The 26843-nt window shown below is 71.0% G+C and carries 17 protein-coding genes; 6 read left to right on the forward strand and 11 right to left on the reverse strand.

Going from position 1 to position 26843, the window contains the following annotated elements; all coding sequences use genetic code 11:
• Positions 1 to 127: 127 nt before the first annotated feature.
• From OHS57_RS03420 to OHS57_RS03440, 5 genes are all read right to left on the reverse strand, one after another.
• On the reverse strand, positions 128 to 3250 hold the full coding sequence (locus tag OHS57_RS03420; RefSeq protein ID WP_328580958.1) for an alpha-mannosidase: 3123 nt from the start codon (positions 3248 to 3250) through the stop codon (positions 128 to 130).
• 87 nt (positions 3251 to 3337) lie between these two features.
• On the reverse strand, positions 3338 to 4522 hold the full coding sequence (locus tag OHS57_RS03425) for a glycoside hydrolase family 76 protein (protein WP_328580959.1): 1185 nt from the start codon (positions 4520 to 4522) through the stop codon (positions 3338 to 3340).
• 29 nt (positions 4523 to 4551) lie between these two features.
• A complete protein-coding gene (locus OHS57_RS03430; RefSeq protein ID WP_041998720.1) occupies positions 4552 to 5397 on the reverse strand; it encodes a carbohydrate ABC transporter permease in 846 nt (281 codons plus the stop codon).
• A 2-nt stretch (positions 5398 to 5399) separates the two neighbouring features.
• A complete protein-coding gene (locus OHS57_RS03435; RefSeq protein WP_328580960.1) occupies positions 5400 to 6356 on the reverse strand; it encodes a carbohydrate ABC transporter permease in 957 nt (318 codons plus the stop codon).
• Positions 6353 to 7669: an ABC transporter substrate-binding protein gene (locus tag OHS57_RS03440; RefSeq protein WP_328580961.1), complete on the reverse strand. Its 1317-nt coding sequence runs from the start codon at positions 7667 to 7669 to the stop codon at positions 6353 to 6355. The genes OHS57_RS03435 and OHS57_RS03440 overlap by 4 nt, the downstream gene beginning before the upstream one ends.
• A 213-nt stretch (positions 7670 to 7882) precedes the next feature.
• Here OHS57_RS03440 and OHS57_RS03445 point away from each other — a divergent pair, with 213 nt between their 5' ends.
• The 3 genes from OHS57_RS03445 (at position 7883) to OHS57_RS03455 (ending at position 11624) form a co-directional block, all read left to right on the forward strand.
• Positions 7883 to 9601 carry a class I mannose-6-phosphate isomerase gene (locus tag OHS57_RS03445; RefSeq protein ID WP_328580962.1) on the forward strand — a complete coding sequence of 573 codons (1719 nt, stop codon included), beginning with the start codon at positions 7883 to 7885 and terminating at the stop codon, positions 9599 to 9601.
• Positions 9598 to 10518 carry an ROK family protein gene (locus tag OHS57_RS03450; RefSeq protein ID WP_328580963.1) on the forward strand — a complete coding sequence of 307 codons (921 nt, stop codon included), beginning with the start codon at positions 9598 to 9600 and terminating at the stop codon, positions 10516 to 10518. Before OHS57_RS03445 ends, OHS57_RS03450 begins: the two co-directional genes overlap by 4 nt.
• An 89-nt stretch (positions 10519 to 10607) precedes the next feature.
• Positions 10608 to 11624: a LacI family DNA-binding transcriptional regulator gene (locus OHS57_RS03455; protein ID WP_328580964.1), complete on the forward strand. Its 1017-nt coding sequence runs from the start codon at positions 10608 to 10610 to the stop codon at positions 11622 to 11624.
• A gap of 39 nt (positions 11625 to 11663) precedes the next feature.
• Here the strand turns inward: OHS57_RS03455 and OHS57_RS03460 are convergent, their stop codons facing one another.
• Complete coding sequence (locus tag OHS57_RS03460; RefSeq protein WP_041998707.1) at positions 11664 to 12782, reverse strand: NAD(P)/FAD-dependent oxidoreductase; 1119 nt, start codon at positions 12780 to 12782, stop codon at positions 11664 to 11666.
• A 129-nt stretch (positions 12783 to 12911) separates the two neighbouring features.
• Here OHS57_RS03460 and sigJ point away from each other — a divergent pair, with 129 nt between their 5' ends.
• Positions 12912 to 13835, forward strand: a complete 924-nt coding sequence (sigJ, locus tag OHS57_RS03465; RefSeq protein WP_328580965.1) for an RNA polymerase sigma factor SigJ — start codon at positions 12912 to 12914, stop codon at positions 13833 to 13835.
• Positions 13836 to 13954: 119 nt separating this feature from the next.
• Here sigJ and OHS57_RS03470 read toward each other — a convergent pair whose 3' ends face one another.
• The 3 genes from OHS57_RS03470 to OHS57_RS03480 form a co-directional block, all read right to left on the reverse strand.
• Positions 13955 to 17389, reverse strand: a complete 3435-nt coding sequence (locus OHS57_RS03470; RefSeq protein WP_328580966.1) for a CARDB domain-containing protein — start codon at positions 17387 to 17389, stop codon at positions 13955 to 13957.
• Positions 17390 to 17642: 253 nt separating this feature from the next.
• Complete coding sequence (htpG, locus tag OHS57_RS03475; protein WP_328580967.1) at positions 17643 to 19568, reverse strand: molecular chaperone HtpG; 1926 nt, start codon at positions 19566 to 19568, stop codon at positions 17643 to 17645.
• Positions 19569 to 19607: 39 nt separating this feature from the next.
• On the reverse strand, positions 19608 to 22952 hold the full coding sequence (locus tag OHS57_RS03480) for a BTAD domain-containing putative transcriptional regulator (RefSeq protein WP_328580968.1): 3345 nt from the start codon (positions 22950 to 22952) through the stop codon (positions 19608 to 19610).
• A 190-nt stretch (positions 22953 to 23142) separates the two neighbouring features.
• Between OHS57_RS03480 and OHS57_RS03485 the strand changes: the two genes are divergently transcribed.
• Positions 23143 to 24021 (forward strand): alpha/beta fold hydrolase, encoded by an 879-nt coding sequence (locus OHS57_RS03485; protein ID WP_328580969.1) that lies wholly within the window; start codon positions 23143 to 23145, stop codon positions 24019 to 24021.
• 44 nt (positions 24022 to 24065) lie between these two features.
• Here the strand turns inward: OHS57_RS03485 and OHS57_RS03490 are convergent, their stop codons facing one another.
• Positions 24066 to 24518 carry a TIGR03618 family F420-dependent PPOX class oxidoreductase gene (locus OHS57_RS03490; RefSeq protein WP_328580970.1) on the reverse strand — a complete coding sequence of 151 codons (453 nt, stop codon included), beginning with the start codon at positions 24516 to 24518 and terminating at the stop codon, positions 24066 to 24068.
• 70 nt (positions 24519 to 24588) lie between these two features.
• Positions 24589 to 25563 (reverse strand): TIGR03557 family F420-dependent LLM class oxidoreductase, encoded by a 975-nt coding sequence (locus OHS57_RS03495; RefSeq protein WP_328580971.1) that lies wholly within the window; start codon positions 25561 to 25563, stop codon positions 24589 to 24591.
• Positions 25564 to 25756: 193 nt separating this feature from the next.
• Here OHS57_RS03495 and OHS57_RS03500 point away from each other — a divergent pair, with 193 nt between their 5' ends.
• On the forward strand, positions 25757 to 26728 hold the full coding sequence (locus tag OHS57_RS03500) for an NADPH:quinone reductase (protein ID WP_328580972.1): 972 nt from the start codon (positions 25757 to 25759) through the stop codon (positions 26726 to 26728).
• Positions 26729 to 26843 lie beyond the last annotated feature (115 nt).

The following is a 26843-nucleotide window of genomic DNA, read 5'->3' on the forward strand; positions in this document are numbered from 1 at the left end:
GGGCCAAACTGCCCCCGTTCAGAGGGCAGTTGAGCCAGGAAGACCTTGCCGGGGAAGCCATCGGGCGTCAAGGCCCGCTGCAAAAGATTTCTGCTCCTTGCGGAAACTCCCTGCCGTCGAGCGCCGGTCAGTCCAGCGCAGCCGCCTCGACGGTGAGCAGTACCGCCGTCGTGCCCAGCCTCGGCACCCGGACCACCACGGCGCCGTCCGCGTCCCGCTCCAACTCCTCGCCCGTAGCGGCGAGATAGTCGGCCGCCGCCGCCGACCGGACGGGGAAGCCCGGAGTCAGCCGGCATGCGACGGGCTCCTCGGCGAACGACTGGAGTCGTACGAGCACCTGCCCGCTCGCCGGTACGGTCAGCCCGGCGACCCGCACCCGCGGGTCGCCGAGCGTCAGCAGCGCGAACCCGGTGCCGGGCTCGTCCGTCGGCGCTCCCTTCGCGCGTACGGCCAGCAGCGGGCGGCTCCCGACGGCAGCCGTCCGCATGCCGAGTTCGGGCCCGGCCGGTGAGGCGGATGCCGTAAAGGCGACGCTGTACCGGAAGACATGGTCGAACGCCTGCTGGGACGGGAAGTTGGTGTCCCAGATGTTGTTGTGCACCCAGGAGAAGAGCGTGCCCGGCTCCTCCTGGGCGAGCGACTGCGGGTAGGGAGCGTAGGGGATCGCGATGCCGCCCAGCTGGATCAGCGGCGCGTCCTGCGTCGCCACCGCCGCGACCGTCTCCCCCTCCTGGAAGCTCACCCAGCGCCGGACCGCGCGCATATGGCGCGCCGAGCCCGGCACGGTCGGCAGGCCGGTACCCGTGACACCGCCCGTCGCCTCCATCCGTACGACCGGATCCTCCATGGCGAAGGGGAAGGCGAAGAAGGCGCTCTCCTTGGTGAGCGTCGCGGCCTTGCCGATCCGGTTCTCCAGGTCGATCCGGGCAGCCGCGCGCGGCAGATGCACCCGCACCCTCAACCGCTCGGTGCCCGCGGGCACACACTCGTAGACAAGCGTCTCGCCGGTGGCGTCGGAGTACCGCTCCACGAGCGCGGCCGGCGGGGCCGTCCTGCGTGAGGCGAGCAGATGCATCGACCCGTCCGCCGTGGTCTTGCTGGACTGGTGGTTGAAGCCGCCCGCCGTCGCGTACTCGTCGTAGAGGTATCCGTTGAAGCCGACCGTGGCGTCCTGGCGGACGAGTTCGCGGCCGGTCGCCTTGTCACGGATCGACGCGATGGCGGCCGTCCGCAGGTCCACCCGTACCCGCAGGAACTCGTTCTCCAGCACGGTCGGTCCGTCATGGTCCGTGGCGGCCGGCGGCGCGGCGCCGGCCGGCAGGATGTCCACGCGTACCGCGCCGTTGGCAGGCACGCCGGTCAGCGGGAAGACCAGGAAGCGGCCGGCCGCCCGGTGCAACTGGTTGCTCTGGGGCTCCTCCGTGTGCTCCAGCGGGGAGCCGTCCCGGGAGTCGACCACCCGGACGTGGTCCGCCAGCGGGACGGTGCTCTCGGGCAGGAACAGCCGTACCGTCTCCGACCGCCGCCAACTGCACGTGTTGGTGATGTAGTAGCCGGCCAGGGTCCCGGTGCGCGGGGCGAGCCGGGAGCCGAGCGCGGCGCCCGCGCCGTCGAGCAGCGTCCCGGCGTCGTCGTGCGCCCGCAGGGCCTGCGCGTACTTCCAGTGCCACTGCCGTTCGCCGGAGGCATGGCCGTGGTCGCCGTGCGTCCAGGGGTCGCCGGCGCCCCAGGTGTGTTCGTTGAACAGGGATGCGGCCCGGTACACCGGCGGCGCGCCCGCCGTGATCGCCGCACCGCCGGATGCCTGGAGGTCGGATGCCTGGAGGATCTCCGCGTAACCGCCCACCGTCTGGGCGTCGGCCAGGGCCGCCTGTCCGTCCCTGGTGGCGGCGAGCGGGACGGCGCCGGCGCCGACTCCGTCCACCCACCAGTCGCTCCAGTCGCCCTCGAAGGTTTCGAGCTTGTCCCCGAGCCGCGCCTCGGCATCGGCGAAGAAGTCCTCGTTGCGTGAGGTGCGCAGGGCGGGGAACGCCCATTCCTCGTTCCACCTGCGGACGGTGTCGGCGATGATCCTGCGCGGCGGACCGTTGTCGGCGAACTTGCCGAGGACCCGCAGGTGCAGCACGTCCCAGGGATAGGGGTCGCCCTTGAACTCCTCGTCGAGGACAGGGAATCCGGGGATGCCCCGGCCCTCGTGCGGATACTGGTGGGTGGCCAGCGCCGAGAGGTAGTGGGGCAGCAGGTCGTCGACGCGGTCGAAGGACTCGTCGAAGCCGAGGATCGATCCCTCCATGTAGGCGAGACCGTGCGGGGTGTCCGTACGCCACACCAGTACGCTGCGTCCGCCGGGCCCCTGCCAGCGGAAGAGCCGCGGCAGATCCTGCCCGCCCACCCGGTGCGGCACCGCGCGTCCGGCCCAGTTGTGGGCCACCGACAGATAGCGGATGCCGCTGTCCGCGAGCACGTCCGGCAGGCCGACGACCTGTCCCGGCACGTCCGTCTGCATCGCGGTGTTGATGTCGATGCCGTGCCGCTCCCGCACCTCCCGCATCGGGCGCAGCAGTTCATGCAGTTCATCGGTCGAGCAGGTCTCGGAGTGCAGGTTGAAAGGCAGGGCCGTCAGCTCGATCCGCCCTTCGCGGACCCGCCGGAGGAACTCGGCGACCTGCTCGGGCGGCCGGTTCGCCGACCAGTTCTCGTAGCTGAGGAATCCCTCGACCGCCCAGCGGAACTTCGCCTCGTCGGGCCAGTCGTCCGTCGCACGGCACAGTTCGAGCAGGGAGTCGAGATACGCGCGGCCCTCGGCGAGGACGGTGCCCTGCGGGTCGGTGTACCCGATGTCGAGATGGGCGTGCTGGACCAGATGCAGGGTCCAGTGCCGCTGCGGCGTCAGCAGCACCTCGACGCTCTCCCCCGCGGCCAGTTCGGGGAGTTCCACGAGGACCGGGGTCGGCGACGCCACCTCCGGCACCAGCAGCCGGGTGTCGTCGCCGGGGCCCTCGACGATATCGCAGCGCAGCGCGGTCCCGGACGCGGTGGTGACCCGGGCCCGGGTGACGGGACGGTCCGCCGCCACCCGTACGGACTGGAGCAGCCCCCCGTCACCGTCATGGCGCAACAGGGGTTCGGCCGAGAGCCGTACCTGGTGTCCGCCGAGCACACCGGTGGCCGACACACCGCGGTCACGGAGGATGTCGCGAGCCATGGTGGAGTCCCACCACGAGGGACGGGCGAGAGCGGGGTGGGACATGAACGGAGATCCAAACTGTTGTGGTGCGGTGCGGTGCGGTGCGGTGCGACGCGGTGCCGGTACGGCTGCGGTCGGTGACGCGCGTGGTCAGGAGCTGTGCGTGGCCAGCCCGGCGAAGATCTGCACCATCGCGGACTGTTCGAGGGTCTCGGCGGGCGCTGCGGGGTCGTAGTCGCCGCCGCCCGACGGCTGGAACCGGAACAGGCCGTCGGCGGGGTCCCGGTTCTCATGCCAGGTCTGCGCCGCGTAGCTGCCCGCGGCCTCCCGGTAGGCCGGGTCGGGCCTGACCTCGTTGAGCTTCTGGAGGTTGTCGAAGTAGATGGCGTTGAAGATCGCCGGCTGGTCGTGCAGCCGGGTGCCCTGCTTCCAGTAGGCCAGCGACCCCTGGGCGTCGTCCACCGCGCGCTTGAGGTAGCCCCGGTCGCCGGTGGCACGGTAGAGGGTGGTGGCGGTCCCGATCATCGCGCCCGAGTTGTACGTCCACAGGGTCGTGTTGACGGTGCCGTCGTCACCGAGACTGTTGCTGTAGAGGCCGGGGGCCTGGCGCAGACAGTCGGCGTTCCACCCGTACCACTTCTTCGCACTGCCGAGGAAGCGGCTCTCGTGCTTCACCTGGTAGAGCTCGGCGGCCAGTTCGGCCGCGAGCCCGGTGACGTTGGCGGCGCGCATGTTGTTGCTGGTGGAGTCCACCCAGTCCATGCCGCCCGGGCAGTTCTTCGCCGGGTCGTCGTCCCAGCCCCGGCTGACGATGTCGAAGGCTCCCACGGCGCGGTCGAGGTACGTCGGGTCACCCGTGGCGTGGTACTGGTCCAGCAGCGAGAGGCCGACGACGGAGTTGTCGTCGTAGAAGACGTCGCCGCCCTGGCCGAGCGGCGCCGGCAGGTAGGAGTCGTAACCCGGCCTGCCGTCGCGGGGGTCGAAGTACAGCTGGACGGCGTCGAAGCGTTCGGCCGCGTCGGCGGCGTACCGCTGCCCGGTCCCCGGGAGCGCCGCCATGTCGACGGTCGCCGCTGCCGCCTCGCGCAGCGACCACAGGTAGGAGTGTGCGTTGTCACCTGTCTGCTGCGGGAACTTCTCCAGGTACAGGCCGTGTTGCCCGGCGCCCTGGTAGAGGTTGCGCTGGAGCGCGTCGTAGGCGCTCGCGGCCCGCTTCGCCCACGGGTCCGCCGCGCGGGTGTCCGCGGTACCCGCCGCGTTCGCCGCCGGGGCGGCGCAGAGCGCTCCGCACAGCACGGCGAGAGCGAGGGCGGCACGGGCTGTTGTCTTCACCATGGTCTGCCTTTGCGTGAGGGAGGAGTGTGTCAGCCGAGCTTCAGGCTGCTGACGAAGAAGCGCTGGGCGGAGAAGAAGAGGACGACCGTCGGCAGCGAGACGAGCAGCGCACCGCCGAGCACCACCGGCGGTCCGACATTGGAGTAGTTGCCCTGCAGTTCGGCCAGGGCCGCCATGATCGGCCGGATGTTCCTGCTGGTGGAGAGGGTGATGCCGAAGAGCAGGTCGTTCCAGACGGCGACGAACTGGAAGACGAAAGCGGCGACCATCGCGGACTTCGACAGCGGCACATGGATCTGCCAGAAGACGCGCCACCACGAGGCGCCGTCGAGCCTCGCCGCCTCGACGACCTCGGCGGGGAGCGTCTGGGCGAAGTTGCGCATGATGAAGTAGGCGAACGGGATGGCGACCGCCACGTACACCAGGAACAGACCGATCTGGGCGTCGTAGAGCCCGGTGTTGGCGTACGCCAGGAACAGTGGCCGCAGGAAGACCTGGAGCGGCAGCAGGGTGCCGGAGTAGATCAGCCAGAACCACAGCGCCTTGCGTCTGACCGGCATGATGACGGTGGCGAAGGCGGCGGTCGTGGCGACGACGATCGCGGCCGCCGCGCTGGTCACCGAGTAGAGCAAGCTGTTGCCCATGGCGGGCCCGAGGCGGGCCTTGGTCCACGCCTGCGACATGTTGTCGAAGAGACCGAAGCCGCCGTGCGGCAGCCAGTGCGGTGCGCCGCCGTACTGGGACGCCGGCACCAGCGCGTTCACCACCAGGAGCCAGGTCGGCACGGCCCAGAGGAGCGAGATGACCACCAGGGTCGTGTTGCGGACGACGGTGCCCGCCGAGATACGGCGTGCGGAGGTGCGGCCTGTGGTCATGGTCAGGCGCCTTTCGGGGTCAGCTGGCGCCGCAGGTACAGCCACGAGGCGAGCAGCACGATGACGGTGAGTACGACGGCGACCGCCGCGCCGGCTCCCGGCCGCAGCGCGAGGAACGTCTCCTGGTACATCGAGACGGCGAGCGTCTCGGAGTTCCGCCCGGGACCGCCCTGGGTGAGCACCCAGATCAGGTCGAAGGACTTGAGACCGTTGACCAGGCTGCTGCCGACGACGATCACGGAGACGGTCTTCAGCTGCGGCAGGACGACGTAGCGGAATCTGCGCCAGCCGTCGGCTCCGTCGAGCGAAGCCGCCTCCAGGGTCTCCGGCGGGATGGTCTGCAGGCCGACCAGGAAGAGGATGACGGCCACTCCGGTCGACTGCCAGGTGCTGGCGACGATCATCACCAGGGTGTTGCCCGGCCACTCCAGCAGCCAGCCCTGGGCGAAGGACCCCAGCCCCAGCGAGGTGAGGGCCTGGTTGGCGGCGCCGTCGGTGTTCAGGACGAAGTTCCACACGACGGCGACGGCCGATCCGGAGATCGCGTACGGCAGGACCACCAGCAGCCGCGCCACTCTCGTCCACCCGGAGCCGTTGGTCAGCATGGCGATCCCGAGCCCCAGGACCAGCGGCAGGGCGACCGTGCCGACGACCCACATCAGCGTGTTCTCGATGGACTTGACCAGCACCGGATCGCTGAAGAACAGCCCGTAGTTGCTGAACCAGGTGAAGCCCGAGACCCGCCCGTCGCTGAAGAAGCTGCGATAGAGGGTGACCACGAACGGTACGAGCAGCAGGGCGGCGACGAGCAGGACGGCGGGGGCGAGGAATCCGGCGCCGGCCAGCCGGTCCCGCGTCCGGCGTGGCGTCCTCGGGCGGGCGGGTCCCGCGGACGCGGCCCCGCGCGCCGCCGCGGGTCCGCTCGTCGGCGTCGGCCGCTGGTCGAGGGACGATGTCATGACTCGTCCTTGTTCCACGCCGCCCACTCCTTGGCCGCCCGGCCCGCCATGCTGCGCAGCGTGGCCTCGGGTGACATGGCCTGCGTCATGAAGGCTCCCAGGTCGTTGGTGTTTCCCTGAATGAGGTTGGGCGGGCCGGACTCGCCGTACCGGGGCAGCTGGGTCCAGCCCTCACTGCGCGCCCGCTGCTGGAGATGGGCCACGACCGGATTGCCGGGGCGCGTCGTCGGGTTGGCGGAGCCGTCCTGGAGGAAGTCGGTCCACACCCGCTGAACGGCCGGATTCAGCCAGTTCGCCGCGTTGTCCATCGCGGCCTTGTGGGAGACGGCCTTCTTCGGTACGGCGAGCACCCCGGACTCGGTGATGACGGATCTGGGGGTGCCCGGGTCGACGGGCGGCAGGACGAAGGCGTCGAACCCGGCGCCCGGCTTCATACCGGCGGCGGCCAGTCCCTGGGACTGCCACGAGCCGTGCAGGAACATGCCGACCTTGCCGGTCTTCAGCGCGGCCGGACCGTTGTTCTGGTCGAAGTCGGCGGCGGTCATCCAGCCCTTGCGCATGAAGTCGGCCCAGATGTGCATGGCCTTCACGGCCTGCGGATCGGTGTACTTCGCCCGGCCGGCGATCAGTTCCGTGTAGAACCCCGGGTCGACCTTGCTGATGAGTTCCTGGAACCACTCGTACGCGGGCCAGTTGCCGCTCTGGGTGGCGACGAAGGGGGTGACGCCCGCCTTCTTGAGTACCTCCGCGTTGTGCAGCAGCTCCTCCCAGGTCTCCGGGGGACGCAGCCGGTGGGTGCGGAAGACCTCCGTGTTGTAGAACAGCACGTAGTACGACTGGTAGAGCGGTATCCCGTACACCCGCCCCCGGTACGACATGGCGTCCCGCAGGCTCTTGTTGACCCAGCCCGCGCGCTCGTACGCGCCCCACATCGCCGACAGGTCGGAGAGCTGGCCGGTGCGGGCGAGCTGCTTCAGGTTGTAACCCGATCCCCACTTGATGAGGTCGGTGGCCTTGGTCGTCTGCAGGGAGATCTGGGTGACCTGCGTGTAGGCGGTGGGGTTGGGGTTGGACAGCGGACGCAGCGACGAGCCGGTCAGCTTCTTCAACTCCCGTCCGGCCTTGGTGTATCCCTCGTCCCAGGTCGCGTTGTCGTTGGCGAGGGACGTGGTGCCGGGGAGCGCCACCGTGCTGTCGCCCCGAGCGCAGCCGCCGGCCAGCGCGACGGCGGCGCCGGCCCCGAGGCCGGCCAACAGACTGCGGCGTCGGATCGGTTGAGGCGACCCCTTCGTCGACTCGCCGATTGATCCCATGGCTCCCCTTCCCTGCTGCGGTGATCCGGATTGCCAGGATGTTAACGACAACACTCTGACTGAAACAAGAGGTGTCCCATAAATTCTCCGGAGAACGCTGCCAGGCAGCACTCATACCGAGCAACCGGCACCCTTAAGGACACCGATCTTGCCCGCAGTGGATGTTATCGATACCATCCACTCGGTTGCTCATCCCCGTCTTCAGGAGTACCTGTGCACCAGCCCCGCACCTATGAACGCAACCCCCGTTACCCCGCGACCGGTGGCACCGTCGTCGCCGGCTGGGCGGCGGCCGTGGCGGACGTACCCCGCACGCCGGCCGTTCTGGCGCTCGACGGCCCCGCCGCGCTGGACTGGACGGCGACCGCCGAGGCACTCGCGGATGCGCTGCGACAGCGCGGTGATCGGGTGACGGTCCTCGACGCCCGCACGTTGTGGTCGGCCGCGGCCGTGGAGCGGCTCTGCGTACCGGCCGCGGACGCCGACCCGTTCTTCCTGCCGCTCGCCGGGTTCGCCATGGCGGACCTCTTCGACTTCGCCGCCACCGGCGTCCCGGCCCGGCCCGATGAGGGCGTCCTGCTGGTCTTCGGACCCGGCGCCGCGGTGTGCTCACCGGATCTCGTGTGGTGGGCGGATCTGCCCAAGCGGTACGCGGAGGAAGCCGTCGCACACGGCAGCCTGCCGCTCGGGGTGAATCTCGGCAGGCCCGGCGTCCCCGGCGAGCTGCGCAGCCTCTTCTACACGGACTGGCCGGTAAGTGACCGGCACCGCGACTCCCTCGCCCCCCGGATCGACCGCTGGGTCGATCTGCAGAACCCGCGCTCCCCCGCGTCGCTGGACGGTGTCGCGCTGCGCGACACCCTGGACGCACTGGCCCAAGGGCCGGTCAGGACCCGTCCGTTCTTCAACTCCACGCCGTGGGGCGGCCGGTGGGCCGCGCGGGAACTGGGGTTCACCCCCGCACACGGCAGCACCGCCCTCGGCTACGAGCTGATCGCCCCCGAAGCGGGCGTACTCGTCGGCGAGGACGCTGACGCGCAGGTCGAGCTGCCGTTCCAGCTGCTGTGCGAACTGCATCCCGGGCAGTTCCTCGGTGAGCCCGTGCACCGCCGCTTCGGCACGTCGTTCCCCATCCGCTTCGACTATCTGGACACGATCGGCGGCGGCAACCTCTCGCTGCACCTCCACCCTCGCGAGCAGTACATGAGGGAGGTCTTCGGGTGGCCCTACACCCAGCACGAGACGTACTACGTGACGGCGCACGAACCCGGCGCCCGGGTGTTCCTCGGTCTGCGGGAGAGTATGGACGTGGACGTCATGCGCAAGGAAGTGCGAGCGGCGATCGACGACGGTGTGCCGCTGCGGGTGGAGGACCACATCCAGACCCACCCGTCGCAGGCCGGACAGCTGTTCATGATTCCGGCCGGTACTCCGCACGCGTCCGGCGAGGGAAATCTCGTCCTGGAGATCAGCGCGACCCCGTACCTCTACCCACTGCGCTTCTACGACTGGCTGCGCACCTCGGGATCGGGGGCGCCCAGGCCGCTCTCGTACGGACACGGGTTCGCGAATCTCGACTCGGCGCGCCGGGGTGACGACGTGGTCAAGGACCTCGTGCAGCAGCCGCGGACGCTGCGCGAGGGCGAGGGCTGGCGGGAGGAGCTCATCGGCGCGCTGCCGGAGATGTTCTACGCCGTCCACCGCTTCGTGATCGACGGCCCCGGGCCCGCCGACGACGACACCGGGGGGCGCTTCCACATCCTGAACGTGTCGGCGGGCGGCGGTGTGGTGGTGGAGTACGCCGAAGGACACCACCACGACCTGGCGTTCGCCGAGACCCTGACCGTCCCCGCGGGTGTCGGCCCCTACCGGCTGCGTCCGGTCGGCCAGGGCCCGGTCCACGTCGTCAAGGCGCTGGTGACCGAGGGATGAGTGACGTGCCCGTGCTGGAGATCGGCGGTACCCATGTGACGGCGGCCCTGGTGGACACCGTCTCCTGGGAGCCGGTGGCGTCCAGCGTCGTCCGCCGCCCGGTGCCCGCGCAGGCCGCGGCCGACGACACCCTCGACGCCGTCGCCGCCGTCTCGGATGGTCTCGGCGCCGGGCCCGGCGCCCGTTGGGGAGTCGCCGTACCGGGCCCCTTCGACTACGCGAAGGGGATCGGCCGGTTCCGTGGCATCGGCAAGTTCGAGTCACTGGACGGTGTCGACGTGGGCGCGGGACTGCTGGCGCGGCTGCTGCCGCGCCCCGGCGCGATCAGCTTCCTCAACGACGCCGACGCCTTCGCCGTCGGCGAGTACCGGGCGGGCGCCGCCCGCGGACATGACAGGGCCGTGTGCATCACGCTGGGCACCGGGATCGGTTCCTCGTTCCTGGCCGCCGGGCGTCCGCTGACCGAGGGGCCCGGAGTGCCGCCCGAGGGCAGGGTCCACCGGCTGACCGTCGACGGGCTGCCCCTGGAGGAGGTCGTCTCGCGCCGCGCGGTCCGGGCGCGTCACGCGTCGCTGACCGGCCGTCACGACCCGGAACTCGACGTGCGTGACATCGCGGCACTGGCCCGCGACGGCGAACAGAGCGCCGTCCGTACCCTCCAGGAGTGTTTCGGCGCGCTGGGCCGGGCGCTGGCGCCGTGGTGTACGGCGTTCCGGCCGGGTGTGCTGGTCTTCGGCGGATCGATGACCGCTTCCTGGGACGTGATAGGGCCCGCCGTACGGGCGGGACTCGGCGCGGCGGGAGCACCGGCGGCGGTCCTCGTCAGGACGGCACGGCGGCCCGCCCACGCGCCGCTGATCGGGGCGGCGCACTGGGCGCTGCGCCACACGGCGGGACCCGCCGCGGTACGGACCTAGGTCGTGCACTCCCTAGAATGACGGCGTCCTCGTCCCGCGACGGGACGGTGATCCCACGCGGCAACGACGACACGAAGGAACGGTTGGGCATGGCACACCCGGGAGTCAGCGACGCCGGCGCGCCGACGATGCGTGATGTCGCCGCCCGCGCCGGAGTCAGCGCCATGACCGTCTCGCGGGTGCTGAAGGACGACTCGCGGGTGAGCGGGACCACCCGCGAACGGGTTCTGACCGCCGTGGACGAGCTCGGCTACCGCCGCAACGAGACCGCCAGGAGCCTGCGGCTCGGCGGCAGCGGCATGATCGGACTGGTCGTCACCAACCTTGCCAACCCGTTCTATTCGCGGCTCGCGCTCGGTGTGCAGGAAGTCGCGTCCGAGCACGGCCTGCGGATGCTGCTCAGCAACACGGCCGAGCAGGTCGACCGCGAGCGGGGTCTTGTCGCCGATCTGGCTTCCCGCCAGGTCGACGGGATGATCGTCGTTCCCGCGGGCAACAGTCACCGCCATCTGGGGCCCGCGGCGCTGCGGGGCATGCCGATCGTGCTGGCCGCCCGGCCGCCGGCGGGCATGGACGCCGACTGTGTGCTCGTCGACGACTTCGGCGGGGCCGAGCAGGCCACGGGACAGCTCATCGCCGACGGCCACAGCGCGATCGGGTTCCTGGGCAATCCGCCCGCGCTGTACACCGGCGCCGAACGGTTCCGCGGTTACTGGGCGGCCCATGAGGCGGCCGGTCTGACACCGGACGAACGTCACGTGCGGCGCGGTCTCGTCGACGTCGGCACGGCCGAACGGGCCGCCGTGGAACTGCTGTCGGGACCGGCGGCGCCGACGGCCCTGTTCTGCACGAACAACCGGATGACCCAGGGCGCCATCCGGGCGGTACGTACGGTGGGCCGTCCGGTGGCGCTGGCCGGGTTCGACGACTTCGAACTCGCCGATGTGATCGGGCTGCCGCTGACGATCGTCTCGTACGACGCCGACGAAATAGGGCGCAGGGCCGGGCAGATGCTGATCGACCGCATCAACGCCGCGCCGGGCGAACCGCTGCCGGCGCGCCGCACCGTCGTACCCACCCGTGTCATCCGTTACGGTCCGCGCTGACCGGCGGCGACGTCCCGCTCAACCCGCCTCGGGCTCAGCTCAGTTGGACCCCGGAATGTGCCGGGCGACGCGCGGGTGACGGGCGTCCAGCCGGATGGTCCTGACCGTGGTGCGTACGATCTGCTCCTTCACCAGGGCGCCCGGTCTGCCGGTGAGCACACGGGTGCGCGGGGAGTCGTCCTTGGCGACGAGCTGGAACAGGGCGTCGTGGCGGCCCAGACTGATGCACTGGGCCGCGTAACCGAAGGTGAACGGCTTCGGCTCCTGCCCGCGCAGGTCCCTGACCACCGACAGCGCCGCGTGCGCCCCGAGCGGCAGCGCCGTGGCGCAGGCCATCCGGATCCGCCCGGCCGCCGGGGTCTCGACGGCGGCGGTGTCACCGGTGGCGTAGATGTGCGGGTGCGAAAGGGAACGCAGCGCCGGGTCGACGCTGATCTGGTTCCGGCTGTCGGTGGCGATCCCGGCGGCGACGGCGAGTTCGGTGTTGGGCACCATCGACCCCGCCCACACCACGACATCGGCGTCGATCTCGTCCGGGCCGCCGACATGACGACCCTCCTCGACGCGTACCCGCCGGTCGAGCAGGGCCGAGCGGACGTGCGCGCGGCCCTTGGCACCGACGCTCGGCACGATCTCACCGCCCGTGACCAGGCCGACGGTCCACCCCGGGTGGGACTCGGCCAGTTCGGTGGCCAGTTCGACCCCCGTCGGCCCTCCCCCGACCACCGTGAGCGATCCGGAGCCGTCCCGCAGCCGCTTGTACAGCTCGGCCGCCGATTCCGCCGAGAAGGCCCGCTGCTCCGCGGTGCCGGTCAGGCCGATACCGCCTGTCCGGCTGCCGAGCGCGTACACGAGCCGGTCGTAGCGCAGGACGTGGCCCGCGTCGGTGTGCGCCTCGGCGGCTGCCGTGTCGATACGGGTGACCAGCGCGGCGACGTGGGTGACGCCGGTGTCCCGCAGGATCGTACGCAGGGAATGCGTCACGTCGGGCCGGCCCGCCGCCTTCTCGTGGAGCCTGACGCGTTCGGTGAAGTGGTCGTCCGGGGCGACCAGGGTGACCTGTACGAAGGGGGCGAGTTGCAGGGCCGCGCGCAGACCGGCGTAGCCGGCGCCCACGACGACGACCTGGTTCGCCGCGATGGTGTCTTGGTTCGTCATGTCCTTACGACGGGACAGCCCCGCCGAATGTGATCCTCGGACCGGCCGGCCTCGCATGGCCGGCCTCACATCCGCACGCGCAATCTCGTCATATCGGTATGACGATCACAGGACAGCGGGAGCTGCTGCATGCCCAGTCATGAACGGGAGCCCGATCCCTCACTGCGGAGCATGGTCGAGGAGCGCCGCACGCTGCTGAATCTCGCGTTCCGGATGCTTGGCTCGTCGTACGACGCCGAGGACGTCGTACAGGAGACGTACGCCCGCTGGTACGCGCTGCCGGAGGCCGAGCAGCGGGAGATCAGGTCGCCCGTCGCCTGGCTGGTCCGGGTGGCGGGACGGATCTGTCTCGACCACCTGGCGTCGGCGCGGGTGCGGCGGGAGCGGTACACGGGTGAGTGGCTGCCCGAGCCGCTGCCGGACCGGCGGCGCTGGGACAGTACGGGTGCCACGGAGGACGCCGCCGATCCCGCCGACCGCGTCACGCTGGACGAGTCGGTCAGCATGGGGATGCTGGTGGTCCTCGAATCGGTGACCCCCGCCGAGCGGGTCGCCTTCGTGCTCCATGACGTCTTCGGTGTCCCGTTCGCCGAGATCGCGGAGACCGTCGGGCGCAGCCCCGCCGCCTGCCGCCAGCTCGCGGCCTCGGCGCGGCGGCGCATCCGGGACGCCCGGCCGCCGGCGACCGGGACGGAGGCACACCGGCAGGTCGTGTCCGCGTTCAAGCGGGCGTGCGAGACGGGGGATGTCGGCGCTCTGGTCGGCCTGCTGGATCCTGATGCGTCCGCGCATGCCGACGGCGGGGGCAGGGTCCGTACCGCGCGCCGTCCCGTGATCGGTGCGGACAAGGTCGCCCGGTATCTCGTGGGGGTGTTGCGGAAGGAGCCGGGGGTGGAGCTCACCGAGGAGGACGTCAACGGCAGGCCGGGGCTCGTGGGCCGGCTGGACGGCTGGACGGTCGCCGTCGTCGCCACGGAGGTCGACGCGGGCTCCATCAGCCACCTCTGGCTGATGATGAACCCCGACAAGCTGCACGCCTGGAACCGGCGCTGAAGCCGTTGCGCCGGGAACTGCCCGTGGTCCCGGCCCCGGCGGGCGCCTGGATGGCGTCCGCCGGGGCTCGGGACCACGGGTGTCAGCTGTTCACCGGCGGGGCCGGCTTGTCGCGGGCCCTAGCGTTTACCACCCGCCGCCTTGCCGGCCGACTTGGCCGCTGCGGCTCCGCCGGTGATCACGAACTGCGACCCCGGTTGGGTGACGATGTCGCCGTCGGCCGAGTTGGTGATGGTGACGTTGCTCAGCGTCGCGCTGCCGCGTGCGCCGCTCATGGCGAGGATGCCGGCGCCGTTGTTGGACTTGTCGATCTTCACGTTGCTGACGGTGACGCCCGGCATGTTGCCGCCGCCCGTCTTGAACTGGATGCCGTCGTACGTCGAGTCGTAGATGTCGGTGTCCCGGATGGTGACACCGGTGATGTCCCGGCTCGCCGCGAACAGCGTGATGGCGCCGAACTCCTGATCCTCGTTCCAGAAGGCGCCACCGGTGCGGTGCAGTTCGTTGTTGGCGATCAGGGTCTGCCCGGAGAAGGGCAGCGGGTCGTGGTCGGTCGCCAGCATGATGCCGGGGTAGTTGGCCGTGTCGGAGACGACATTGTTCTCGATCTTGTTGCCGTAGCCTCCGTAGACGGCGATCCCGGTCGCCCGCCAGGGCAGCTGGATGGTGTTGTTGGTGAACTGGTTGTCGTGCGCGATGTCGACCGAGGTGTCCTTCACGTACCGGTTGGCCCAGACCGCCAGTGAGTCGTCACCCGTCGTACGGAACGACGAGTTGTACACCTTCGAGTTCCGCGTGCCGTTGGTGAAGTTGATGCCGTCGGCGTAGGTGTCGCGGATCCGCATCCCGCTGAACTCCAGCCCGTCGGCGGGGCCCCAGAGGTCCGGGATGTTGTCGTAGTCGCGGCCGACCCAGACCCCGACGTTGGAGTGCTCGATCCAGACGTTGGAAATCTTGGTGTTCTTGCCGAACCGGCCGTTGAGGCCCACGCCGCCCTCGGCGTTGCCGTCACCGCCGCGTATCCGGCCGGAGCCGAAGATCGCGATGTCGGATATCTGGGTGTTGTTGTCGATGTCGAAGCCGAAGTTGCCCTCGTGCGGGTGGTTGATGCTGCCGACCGCGTTCTGCGGTTCGGTCAGCGTGTACAGCTGGGAGTGCCACATGCCGGCGCCTCGGATGGTGACGTTGCTGATGCCGACCTGGTTGTACTGGCCCCTGTTCAGCGGGTCGTCGGTCAGGATCTTCTTCTCCTGGCGCCACTGGCCCGGCGGGATCCAGACGCAGGCGATGGCACCGTTCTGATTGTCCGTCACGGCACGCTGGATGGCGGTCGTGTCATCGATCCCGTCGTCGGGGACCGCTCCGTACGACGTGATGGAGGTGCACTCGGCGGGCTTGCTCGTCGGAGGTGCGACCTGCTCCAGGTCGATCAGGTCGATGATGTAGAAGGACGCGGTGTCACCCGCGTCGCGCTGGAGCCGGAACTTGGTCCCCGCCGGGTAGGTCTGCGACAGCAGGGCGTGCGACTCGTCGAAGAGCCTGCGGGCGTCGGCCTGCGGGGTGTTGGTCAGCGCCTCGGGGCCGTCGGTGTTGCCGTACAGCCAGCTGTGCTTCGACGAGAGATCGAGCTTCTTGACGAAGGTGTCGTTGACGTAGAGGCCGATGGTGGCGTCGATGCCGCCGCCGTTCGGCGCGTCGGGGATGGAGTTGCGCACGACGATGGAGTTCGACGGGTTGGTCGAGGTGAACTCGACGAACTGGCCCGTGCTGTTGAGCCGTACCGACTTGCGCCCCGAGGACTCGGAGGCGAAGTTGGTGTGCCCGAAGGTGCGCTGGGCGTCGGCCTCCAGCAGGGTGCCCTGGTAGCGGCCGGACTCGGCCTCGTACTCGACGTACGGTACGGCGGCGCCGCGGCCCACCACGATCGCCCGGGAGAACGCGTTGTTGGTCTCGTTGGTCTCCGTGACGACGTTGGTGGCGTCGGCGGTGGCCACGAGGGTCGCGCCCCCGCTGGTCGCCGTCCAGCTGCCGGTGACGCTCACATTGGCGGTGGCACCCGCCGCGATGGACGGGGTGTTGGTGTTGAGCGTGGTGCCGCCCACCGTCAGCCGGGTCACGGTGGTGGCGCCCGATGCGGTGGTGCCCCGGTTCTTGACCGCGACGGTGAACTGGACGGCCGCCCCGACCGCCGGGTTCTGCGGGGTCGAGTTGATGCTCAGGACCTGGAGGTCGGGGCCAGGGCTCTGGCCGACGACCAACTGCCCGGCCGCCGTGAAGCTGTTGTTGTTGTTGTCCTGCTCGACGACCGTGTCGGTCGGGTCGACGATCGCGGTGACCTTGTAGCTGCCCTCGGCGCGTTTGCCCACGACGACCGGGACGGTCGCCGAAGCGCCTGCGGCCAGCGCGCCCACCGAGGCGCTGCCGGCGACCACGCCGCCCACACTGACATTGACGGTCGTCGCGGCGGACGCGGCGGTGCCCGCGTTGCGTACCGTGGCGTTGACCGTCGTCGTGTCGGTCTCCACCGGCGCCGTGGGGGTCCACGACAGGCCGGTGACGGTGAGGTCGGGGTTGGGTGCGAGTGTGCCGATCACCTGCAGCTCGGCGACCTGGCCGCCGGGCGCGCCCGTGTTGCTGAAGATCTGGAGCTGTAGGTCGGAGGCACGGCCGGTGACCGGGATCGTCACCGTGTTCTGGTTGGACGAGGGGCCGAACGCGTAGTCGGCGCGGGCCTTCAGCGAGGTGAAGCCGGACGCGCTCTGGGCGCGGCCGAGGACCTGGATGTTCTGGGTCCTGTTCCCCCAGGCCGTGTCGGGGTTGAGCCTGACCACGACGCCGGTGACATCCGCGTCGGCGCCGAGCTTGACCGTCAGGGTCGACGGCTGACCGCCCGCCTCCCAGTACGTGTCGAGCTTGCCGTCGTTGGCGTTGGGCGCGACGAACGTGAAGACCGACGAGGACGCTTCGATCGGCTTGCCGCGCGCCAGGTCGGTGCCGGCGACCGGGCCGCCGGGATCGCCGGGGTCACCGGGGCTGTCGTCGACCGTGCCGAAGATCCCTAGGTCGGAGAGCTGTCCCGCGGGCCAGCCCGTGTTGCCCGTGATGTTCAGCCGCACGTAACGGACGCTGCTCGCGGTGAAGTTGACGGTGACGGTGTTGCCCGACGCCGGGGTGAACGACCGCGCCTGGGCGGCGGACAGGGTGGTGAACGTGGTGCCGTTGGTGCTGCCCTGCACGGCCACGGCCTGGGTGCGGGCCTCCCAGGTGGTGGGGAGCTTGAGCACCACCTGGTCGACGGTCGCGTTCTTGCCCAGGTCGACCTGGAGCCAGGTGGGGAAGGCGTTGTTCGGGCCTTCCCAGTAGGTCTGCTGGTCGCCGTCGGTGACGTTGGCCGCGGGGTGGCTCCCCTCCGACCCGCTCGCCGACGCCGGTCTGCCCGCGGACAGATCGGTGCGTTCGGCGGCCGAGGCGGAGAGGGGCAGGAGGCCGAAGGCGATCATGCCGGCCATCACTAATCCGGTGACGAGCCACCGGCCGAACTGCTTCCGTTTCATGGTGTCCTCTGTTCAGTCGGAACGAGACAGCGGCGGCCGCAGTGGCCGGGGTGAGCTCTTGCCATGAACTTGCATAGAAATTGAGCCCGTTGACTCCTTTTTTGCGATTCACAGGTTGCGATCCTGTCACCAGTTTGTCAATACTTTCCGCACGATGATCGATTCGTTGTGCCGCGGGCAGGCATGACGAAGCCGGGGCAGGCCGCGTGAGCGGCCTGCCCCGGCTGTGGGTCGGTTGCGTCTGCCGGACGGTCTACAAGGTGCGCTCCAGCCGGCCGGCCATCAGCTTCACGAACCGCGCCGGGTCGCTCAGTTCACCGCCGTCCGCGAGGATGGCCATCCCGTGGAGGAGTTCGGCCGCCTCGGCGAGCCCCGCCTCCGCGCGCTCCTCGCCGTGCGCCTCGCGCAGGGCGGCGACCAGCGGGTGCGTGGGGTTCAGCTCCAGGATGCGCTTGATCTGGGGCACGTCCTGGCCCATGGCCCGGTACATGTTCTCCAGGGCCGGGGTCACATCATGGGTGTCGGAGACGATGCAGGCAGGCGAGACGGTGAGCCGCGACGACAGGCGCACCTCCTTGACGCTCTCGGCCAGTTCCTTCGTCATCCAGCCGAGCAGAGCGGCGAAGTCCTGCTGCTGCTTCTCGCGTTCGGCCTCGACCTCCTTCTTCTCCTCGTCGGTGTCGAGGTCGACCTCGCCCTTGGCGATCGACTGGAGCTGCTTGCCGTCGAACTCCGGCACCGACTGGACCCACACCTCGTCGACGGGGTCGGTCAGCAGCAGGACCTCGAAGCCCTTCGCGGCGAACGCCTCCATGTGGGGCGAGGTCTCGATGGCCGAGCGCGACTCGCCCGTCATGAAGAAGATGTGCTGCTGGCCCTCCTTCATCCGCCCCACGTACTCCTGGAGCGTGGTCTGCCGCTCCTCGTCGTGGGTCGAGGCGAACGACGAGATGCCGAGCAGCGCGTCGCGGTTCTCGTAGTCGCTCAGCAGACCCTCCTTGAGGACCCGGCCGAACTCCTTCCACAGCGTGGCGTAGCGCTCCGGGTTCGCGGACATCATGTCCTTGACCGTCGAGAGCACCTTCTTGACCAGCCTGCGGTGCATGAGCTGGATCTGCCGGTCCTGCTGCAGGATCTCCCGCGACACGTTGAGGGAGAGATCCTGCGCGTCGACAACACCCTTGACGAAGCGCAGGTATTCGGGCATCAGCGCTTCGCAGTCGTCCATGACGAACACGCGCTTGACGTAGAGCTGGACTCCGCGCTTGTGCCCCTGGGTGAAGAGGTCGGGCGAGGCGTGCGACGGGACGAAGAGCAGCGCCTGGTACTCGAACGTGCCCTCGGCCTGCATCCGCACGGTTTCGAGCGGGTCGGTCCAGTCATGGCTGATGTGCTTGTACAGCTCGCTGTACTCGGCCTCGGTCACCTCGTCCTTGGACCGTGCCCACAGCGCCTTCATCGAGTTGATCGTCTCGGGCCCGGCGGGAGTCTTCTCGCCCTCCTCGCCCTCGTCCGCCGCGCCGTTGTCCTCGGCCGCCATCCTGATGGGCCAGGTGATGAAGTCCGAGTAGCGCTTGACGATTTCCCTGATCTTCCAGCCGGACGTGTAGTCGAAGAGCTGGTCCTCGGTGTCGGCCGGCTTGAGCCGCAGGGTGACGGCGGTGCCCTGCGGCGCGTCGTCGACCTCGTCGACCGTGTACGTGCCCTCGCCGTTGGACTCCCAGCGGGTGCCGCTGGTCTCCCCCGCCCGCCGGGTCAGCAGAGTCACCTCGTCGGCGACCATGAAGCTGGCGTAGAAACCGACGCCGAACTGGCCGATGAGTTCCTCCGAGGCCGCCGCGTCCTTGGCCCCCTTCAGCTCCCGCAGGAACTTGGCGGTACCGGAGTTGGCGATGGTGCCGATCAGCTGCACCACCTCGTCGTGCGACATGCCGATGCCGTTGTCACGAACGGTCAGTGTGCGCTGTTCCTTGTCGATCTCGATGTCGATGTGCAGATCGGACACGTCGGCGCGCAGATCGTTGTCGCGCAGAGATTCCAGACGCAACTTGTCCAGTGCGTCGGAGGCGTTGGAGACCAACTCCCGCAGAAATACATCCTTGTTCGAGTAGATCGAATGGATCATCATCTGGAGGAGCTGGCGCGCTTCCACCTGGAACTCGAATGTCTCGGCCGGCATACCTGCGGATCCCCTTCATCGTGAGTGGTCAGCGTCAAGTCACTGAGCTGTCTCACATCGTAGGGCGGCGGCCACCCAGTGTGCTGCCCCGGCCCGTTCGGCGACCTCCGCCGCCCGCCGTCGGTGTCCCGCCGCCCGGCCGCGCCGCCCGAGCGCGGCGGCCAGCAGGCCGAGGTGGTACGCCGTCGGGCCGAGCGTGAGCAGACCGCTGCCCGCGCCCGCCAACTCGTCCTCGGCGGGCAGCAGTCGCTCGTAGAGACGGTCCATCGCCGGCCGGTCCCCGAGCTGGATCGCCGCCGTCGCGTGCAGACAGGTGCGTACGTCGAGGAGCAGGTCGCGCGGGGAGTCGGGGACGGCGTGCAGGGCGGTGAGCGCGCGGTCCCCTTCGCCCCTGCCGAGCAGTACGAGCGGGCGCACCCAGCTCTCGTACGGGCCCCAGTCCGCGTCCCGTACGGAGGCCGGCCGCAGGTCGGGGGCGTCGAGCGAGAGCAGGGCGAGCGGCAGGATGCCGTCCTCCAGCCCCGGCATACCCGAACCGGTCAGCCGGGTCGCGGCTTTGCGGTACGCGGCGCGCGCCTCGTCGGTGCTGCCGGTGACCGCGAGCCGGAGCGCGGCGTACCAGTCGGTGAACACACCGACGAGCGGCAGGTCGTAGCGCTCGGCGAGTTGGTCGGCTGCCGCTGCGTGCCGGTCGGCCGCCGCGAGATCGGCGAGCGCCGCGCCGGTCTGGACGAGGATCAGCCGCGCGAGGACCTCGTAGCTGACCAACTCGCCGTGCCGGGTGGCGAGATCGAGGATCTCTTCACCGATCGCCGCCCGGCTCGGGGCGAGTCCGGCGCGCTGGAAGGACTGCATGAAGCGGCCGTTGAGCGCGTACGCCAGCAGGGCAGGGTCACCGAGGGCGCGAGCGGCGCTCTCCGCCTCCCGCGCCGCCCGGTCGCCGCGCGGTCCGCTGTCGGCACGCCGCTCCATCGCGATGGTGATCAGCAGCCTGGCCCGCTCCGCCGTGCGGTCTTCGGGCAGCGCCGCCAGGGTGTGCTCGGCGGCCGTCACCAGCCGGGCCGACAGCTCCGGGTCGTCGTTCGCCGTCCAGATCGCCGGGACGTCGAAGGAACCGATCACGCGGGCCGTCAGCAGCGGATCGCCGACGGCCTCGGCGGCGGTGACCGCCTCGGCGCGGCGGCGCCGGGCCTGCGGCAGGTCGCCGGTCACGGCCAGTGCCCTGACCAGGCCCATGACGGCCTGGAGCCGGTCGCGCGGGTCGCCGTCGGCCGAGCGGTCGAGCGCCGCGACCGTCTCCCGCCACAGCCGGGCGGCCTCGTGCGGGGCGGAGCGGCGCTCGGCACGTTCGGCGGCGGCGCGGGTGTAGTGCGCGGTACGGGCGCCGGGCGCGCGGCTGCCGGCCCGCAGCAGATGGTGGGCGATGGCCGTGACGTCGTCGGGCCGCACCTCTTCGATGATCCCGGCGACCGACGCGTGCCACCGGGCGCGGCGGGCGAGCGCGATGTCGTCGTACAGCGTCTCGTGCACCAGGGCGTGGGTGAAGCGCAGCCGGTCCGCGTCCCGCTCGACCAGGAACCCCGCGAGGAGCGCGGATTCGACGGTGTCCAGGACGAGTTGTTCGTCGCCTGCGAGCGGGATCAGCAGGTCGAGATCGATCTCGGGTCCGATGACGGCGGCCTGCCGCAGCTGGGTCCGCGCCGTCCCGGTGAGTGCGGCGAGCCGGTGGCGGATGGTTTCCCGTACGCCGGGCGGCACGGTGTGCAGCCCCGCTTCGCCCTCGCTCTCCCAGACGCGGGTGAGTTCCCTGACCAAGAAGGGGTTGCCGGCGCTGCGTGCGTGGATGAGACGCGCGGCGTCGGGGGTCATCGCGCGGTCGACATGGGTGCCGTCGCTACGGGCCCCGTCGGTGAGCGCCCGGACCAGCTCCCGTACCCGCGGCTCGGGCAGGCCGCCGAGATAGATCCGGGCGGGCTCGGCGCGGGCGGTGCGGCCCAGCGCATCCGTCAGGGCCGCCGAGGTCTCGGTCGTCCGGTAGGTGCCGACGATCAGCACGGGGCCGGTGTCCGGGTCCGTGGCGAGCGCGGTCAGCAGGGCCAGTGTCTCCTCGTCCGCCCAGTGCAGGTCGTCGAAGACCAGCAGGACCGGGGCGCGCGCCGCGGCCGTGGCCAGATACGCCACGGCGGCGCGCTGGCGCCGGAACCGTACGGCGGCCGGATCGTCGCCTTCTCCGGGGGTGAACCGACCGGCCGGGTCGTCCGCTTCCGTGGGGGCGGGCCCGTGACCTGCAGCCGCGAGACCCGTGCGCATCCGGGTCCACGGCCAGGCGGCGGGCGAGCCCGCCGGCTCGGGGCTGGCGCCCCAGGCGGTGGTCCAGCCGGTGGCGGCGAGCCGTTCGGTGAGAGCGTCGGCCAGGGCCGTCTTGCCCGCCCCGGCGGCTCCGGACAGCAGCACCAGCCGCGAGCGGCCGGTGGCGACGGCGTCGGCCGCGGCCCCGTCGAGCGCGGTCAGTTCGGCGTCACGGCCGACGAACGGGTGCGCCGGGGAGCGCCGCTGCCCGGCCGCCGGGAGCGCCGGGTGCGTACGGTGCGCAGGCGCGGCGGGCATCGTGGTGAGCCGCGCCGCCTGGCCGAGGATGTCCGCCTCCAGTTCCCGCAGCGCGGGGCCGGGATCCACGCCCAGCTCCGTGCGCAGCGCGGCCCGGGCGCGACGGAGCGCGGCGAGCGCGTCGCCCTGCCGTCCCGCCCGGTAGAGCGCCAGCGCGAGCAGCCGCCAGCCGTCCTCGCGCAGGGGGTGTTCGGCGACTGCGGCTTCGAGGCCGGGCACCGCTTCGGCCGCCTGCCCCAGGCCGAGCGCCGCCTCGGTGCGCCGTGCCACGGCCAGCAGCCGCAGCTCGTCCAGCCGGCCCGCCTCGGCGCGCGCCCAGTGCTCGTCGGCGAACTCCGCGTACGCGGGTCCGCGCCAGTCGCCGAGCGCGCCGTCCAGCAGCAGCCGCGCCTCCTCGGCCCGTCCTTCGGCCAGCAGCGGGGCGGCGGCATCGACAGCGGCCTCGAACCGCCAGGCGTCCACCGTCCCGGGATCCGCCCGCAGCGCGTAGCCGGGCTCTGCCGTGACCAGCAGCCGGGCCGGGGTGCGCGGCGGGCGGTCCGGCTCAAGGGTCTTGCGCAGCGCGCCGACGAAGGTCTGTACGGCGCCGACGGCGCCTTTCGGCGGCTCGTCCCAGAGGTCGTCGACCAGCCGGGCGACGGGGACGACCCGGCCCCTGGCGATCAGCAGCCGGGCCAGGACCGCGCGGTGCCGCAGCCCCTTGAGATCGACGGGCCCGTGCTCGTCCCGGGCGGTCAGCGGGCCCAGCACACCGAAGCTGATCACCGGCTCACCCACCTCCCTGTCCCCGCGTCGCCACTCGCGCCAACCTATCCGGGCGAGGCCCTGGTCACCTCGCCGAGCCGCCGCCGAGCGGCCCCTGGTCCGGCACTGATCCAGCGCTGATCCGCCGCTGATCGACGGCCCGCAGACTCGGCTCGACCGACCCGTACAGAGCACACCGACAGAGCACACCAGGAGAGCGGCCATGACCCCTCAGATTCCCGGCTTCACCCAGCGGCGGGTGACCGTCGCCGACGGCGTGGCGCTCCATGCCGCCGTGGGCGGCTCGGGCAGCCCCGTCGTCCTGCTGCACGGCTTCCCGCAGACCCATCTGATGTGGCGGCATGTCGCCACCGATCTCGCGGCCGACCACACGGTGATCTGCCCGGACCTGCGCGGCTACGGCGACAGCGACAAGCCGGCGGACCCGGACGGACAGACGTACTCCAAGCGCACCATGGCCGCCGACGTGGTCGCCCTGGCGCGGGCACTGGGCCATGAGCGCTTCGCGCTCGCCGGCCACGACCGGGGCGCCCTGGTGGCGATCCGCGCGGGGCTGGACCATCCCGGAACCGTCACCCACCTGGCGTCCCTCGACGTCCTGCCGACCCTCGACACATGGGAGGTGATGCACGGTACGTCGGCCGCCGTCGGCTTCCATCTGTATCTGATGGCCCAGCCGCCCGGTCTGCCCGAGGAGCTGATCAGCGGCGCGCCGGACGCGTTCTTCGGCCACTTCCTCGACCTCTGGGCCGTCGACCCGGCCGCGATCCCCGCCGACGTACGCGCCGCGTACCTCGCGGCGTCCCGCGCGGCGATCCCCTCGATCGTCGCCGACTACCGCGCTTCGGCCGGGGTCGACGTCGAACACGACCTGGCCGACCGGGCGGCGGGCAACCGGCTGCGGATGCCGGTGACCGTGCTCCAGCAGGACTGGGGCTCGGCGCTGGGCTTCGACGCCGCCGAGCTGTGGCGGGCCTGGGCACCGGACCTGAAGCACACCCCTGTGTCCTGCGGGCACTTCATGGCCGAGGAGTCCCCCGCCGAGGTCATCGGCGCGCTCCGCGATCTGCTGGCGCGCTAGGTTGTGTCCGATCCGGTCCCGCGCCGGCGCGGGACCGGATCGGGTCAGGAGCCGGTCTGCCGGTTGCTGTACACCCGGTCCGGGCGGACGAGCACGGCGGTACGCCGCTGCTCGGCCATCACCCGGTCGTACTCGTCCCAGTCGTCGTGGGAGCCGCCGGCGGCGGCGAAGACCGACCGCAGCAGGAGCCGCAGCCCTTCGGCGTCCAGCCAGGGCTGCGGGTCGTCGGGCCCGGCCAGCTCGGCGCGGCCCTCGACGGTCGCCCACTGCCAGCCGCTGCGGAACGTCGCGGTCACCTGCGGCCTGACCCGCAGATTGGCGAGCTTCACCGGTCCGTAGGTGACGAAGGCGAGCACCGGCTCGTCCGTGACCGGATGGGCGAGTACGCCCGCGTTGACGATCGAGCCCTGGATGGTGGAGTCGGCCCGCAGCGTCGAGATCACCGCGAGCCCCTGCTCCGCCCGGCCCAGCGCCGCCGCGTCGTCCAGTGTCGTCATCGAGGCTCCTCGTGCGTGCGTCACGGCCGGCTGAAAGCGGTGTCCGCCTGATCGTAGACCGGTCTGTCCGCTACGCGCCCGAGGGCTTGAGCCTCCGCAGCGGGCCGTCGAGTTCGCGCCGGTAGAAGTCGATGAACCCGTCCGGGTCGGGCCCGGCGTTCTGCATGACGAGCCGGTCGAAGCCGGCGTCCGCGTACTGCTGGGCGACCTGGAGATAGCGGGCGGGGTCGGGGCCGCAGGCGAACTTCTCCAGGATGTCCTCCTCGCGCACGGTCGTGGTGGCCGCTTCGAAGTTCACCGGGTTGGGCAGTTCGCTCATGACCTTCCAGCCGGTCACGGCCCACCGCGAGGTCTCCAGCGCCGCCCGGGCCGCGGTGTGTTCGTCGGGGGCCCAGGCCATCGGGACCTCCGCGTACCGGGGGCCGGTGCCGCCCGCCGCCCGGTACTCCTGGACGATCTCCGGCTTGTCCTCGGTGGCGAACAGCGCGTCACCCAGTTCGGCGGCGATCCGGGTCGACGGCGGACCGCTGGCCGCCACGGCGATGAGCGGCAGTTCGCCGGGCAGGTCGAAGACGCGGGCGTCGTCGAGGGTCAGGTGCTTGCCCTCGTACGAGTGGTAGCCGCCGCTCCACAGCAGCCGGATGATCTCCAGCGCCTCGCGGAGCATCTCGTGCCGCACCCGGACGGTGCCGGGGTAACCAGGGCCCACCACATGCTCGTTGAGCCGTTCCCCCGATCCGACGCCGAGCGTGAAGCGGCCGTCGGACAGCAGGGCCAGGGTCGCGGCCGCCTGGGCGATGATCGCGGGGTGGTACCGGACGGTCGGACAGGTCACGCCGGTCGCGAGGCCGATACGGTCGGTCTTCGCAGCGATCGTCCCGAACACGGTCCAGGCGAACGGCGAGTGACCCTGGTTGTCCAGCCAGGGATGGAAGTGGTCGCTCATCTCCACGAAGTCGAAGCCCGCCTGCTCCGCCAGGACCGCCTGACGCACCAGCTCCGCGGGACCGAATGCCTCGGCGGCCAGTTTGTAGCCGATCTCCATGTGCGTCGCCTTCCGTCCGGTGCGTGCTCGGTGCGTGTTCGGCCTGTCGTGGTCCGAGCAGGAATACCCCGGTTCCGCGTGCCGTAACGGCGCCCGCCGCCGGTCCGGTGTCACAGCGGCCGCAGCGGGCAGGAGCGCCGTACGATCGGGCGGTTCGATGCCACCGCCCGCCTCGCGGCAAAAGGACGATGAAGTGAAAGCAGCTCTGTACGACCGTCTGGGTTCCGCCCGTGATGTGCTGCGGGTCGAGGACGTCGACCGCCCCGAACCCGGCCCTGGACAGGTACGGGTCAAGATCGCCCTGTCGGGCGTCAACCCCACCGATGTGAAGTCACGCGGCGGCGCGACCGCGGGGGTGCCGACCGGGTTCCAGGTCCCGCACCACGACGCCACGGGCCGGATCGACGCCGTCGGTCCCGGCGTCGACACCGCGCGCGTCGGACAGCGCGTATGGACGTATCTCGCCGCGTTCGGCAACCGGTGGGGGACGGCGGCCGAGTGGAGCGTCGTGCCGCAGGAGCGCGCCGTGCCGCTGCCCGAGGACATCGACGACGAACTGGGCGTGTGCCTCGGCGTGCCCGCGCTGACCGCGCACCACTGCCTGTTCGCCGACGGCCGGCTCAACGGCCGTGCGGTGCTGGTGGCGGGCGGCGCGGGAGCCGTCGGTCATTTCGCGATCGAGCTGGCCAAGCACGCCGGCGCCCGGGTCGTCAGTACCGTCAGCGGCCCCGAGAAGGCCGAGCTGGCGCGCCTGGCGGGCGCCGATCTGGTGGTCAACTACCACGACGAGGACGCCGTGGACCAGGTGAAGGGCTTCGCCGCCACCGTGGACCGCGTCGTCGAGGTCGCCCTCGGCCCCAATCTCGATCTCGACCTCGCCGTGAGCGGTCCGCGTACGGTGATCTCCACGTACGCGGCGGCCGAGGACGTCTCCCTGCCGGTCCGGCGGCTCATGACGGCCAATGTGCGACTGCGGTTCGTCCTGCTCTACGGGTTCCCTGAGCCGGACCTCGCGGACGCGGTGGCCGACGTGGGGGCGGCGATGAGCGCCGGCGCGCTGAGCCCGCTGCCGGTGCGGCGCTTCCCGCTCTCCGAGGTGGCGGCGGCGCACGAAGCCGTGGAGAGCGGCGCCGTGGGCAAGGTCGTCGTCGACCCCACCGCCTAGGCCCTTAAGTCACCCGATCGGACGCGCCTACCGTTCTCCGGGCGGGGCACCCGAACTGTGCACGGTCGGCCACACCATGCTCGGGGAAGAGCACGCCGTGCAGCCTCCGGGGCAG

The sequence above is a fragment of the Streptomyces sp. NBC_00370 genome, from assembly GCF_036084755.1.
Lineage (GTDB): Bacteria > Actinomycetota > Actinomycetes > Streptomycetales > Streptomycetaceae > Streptomyces.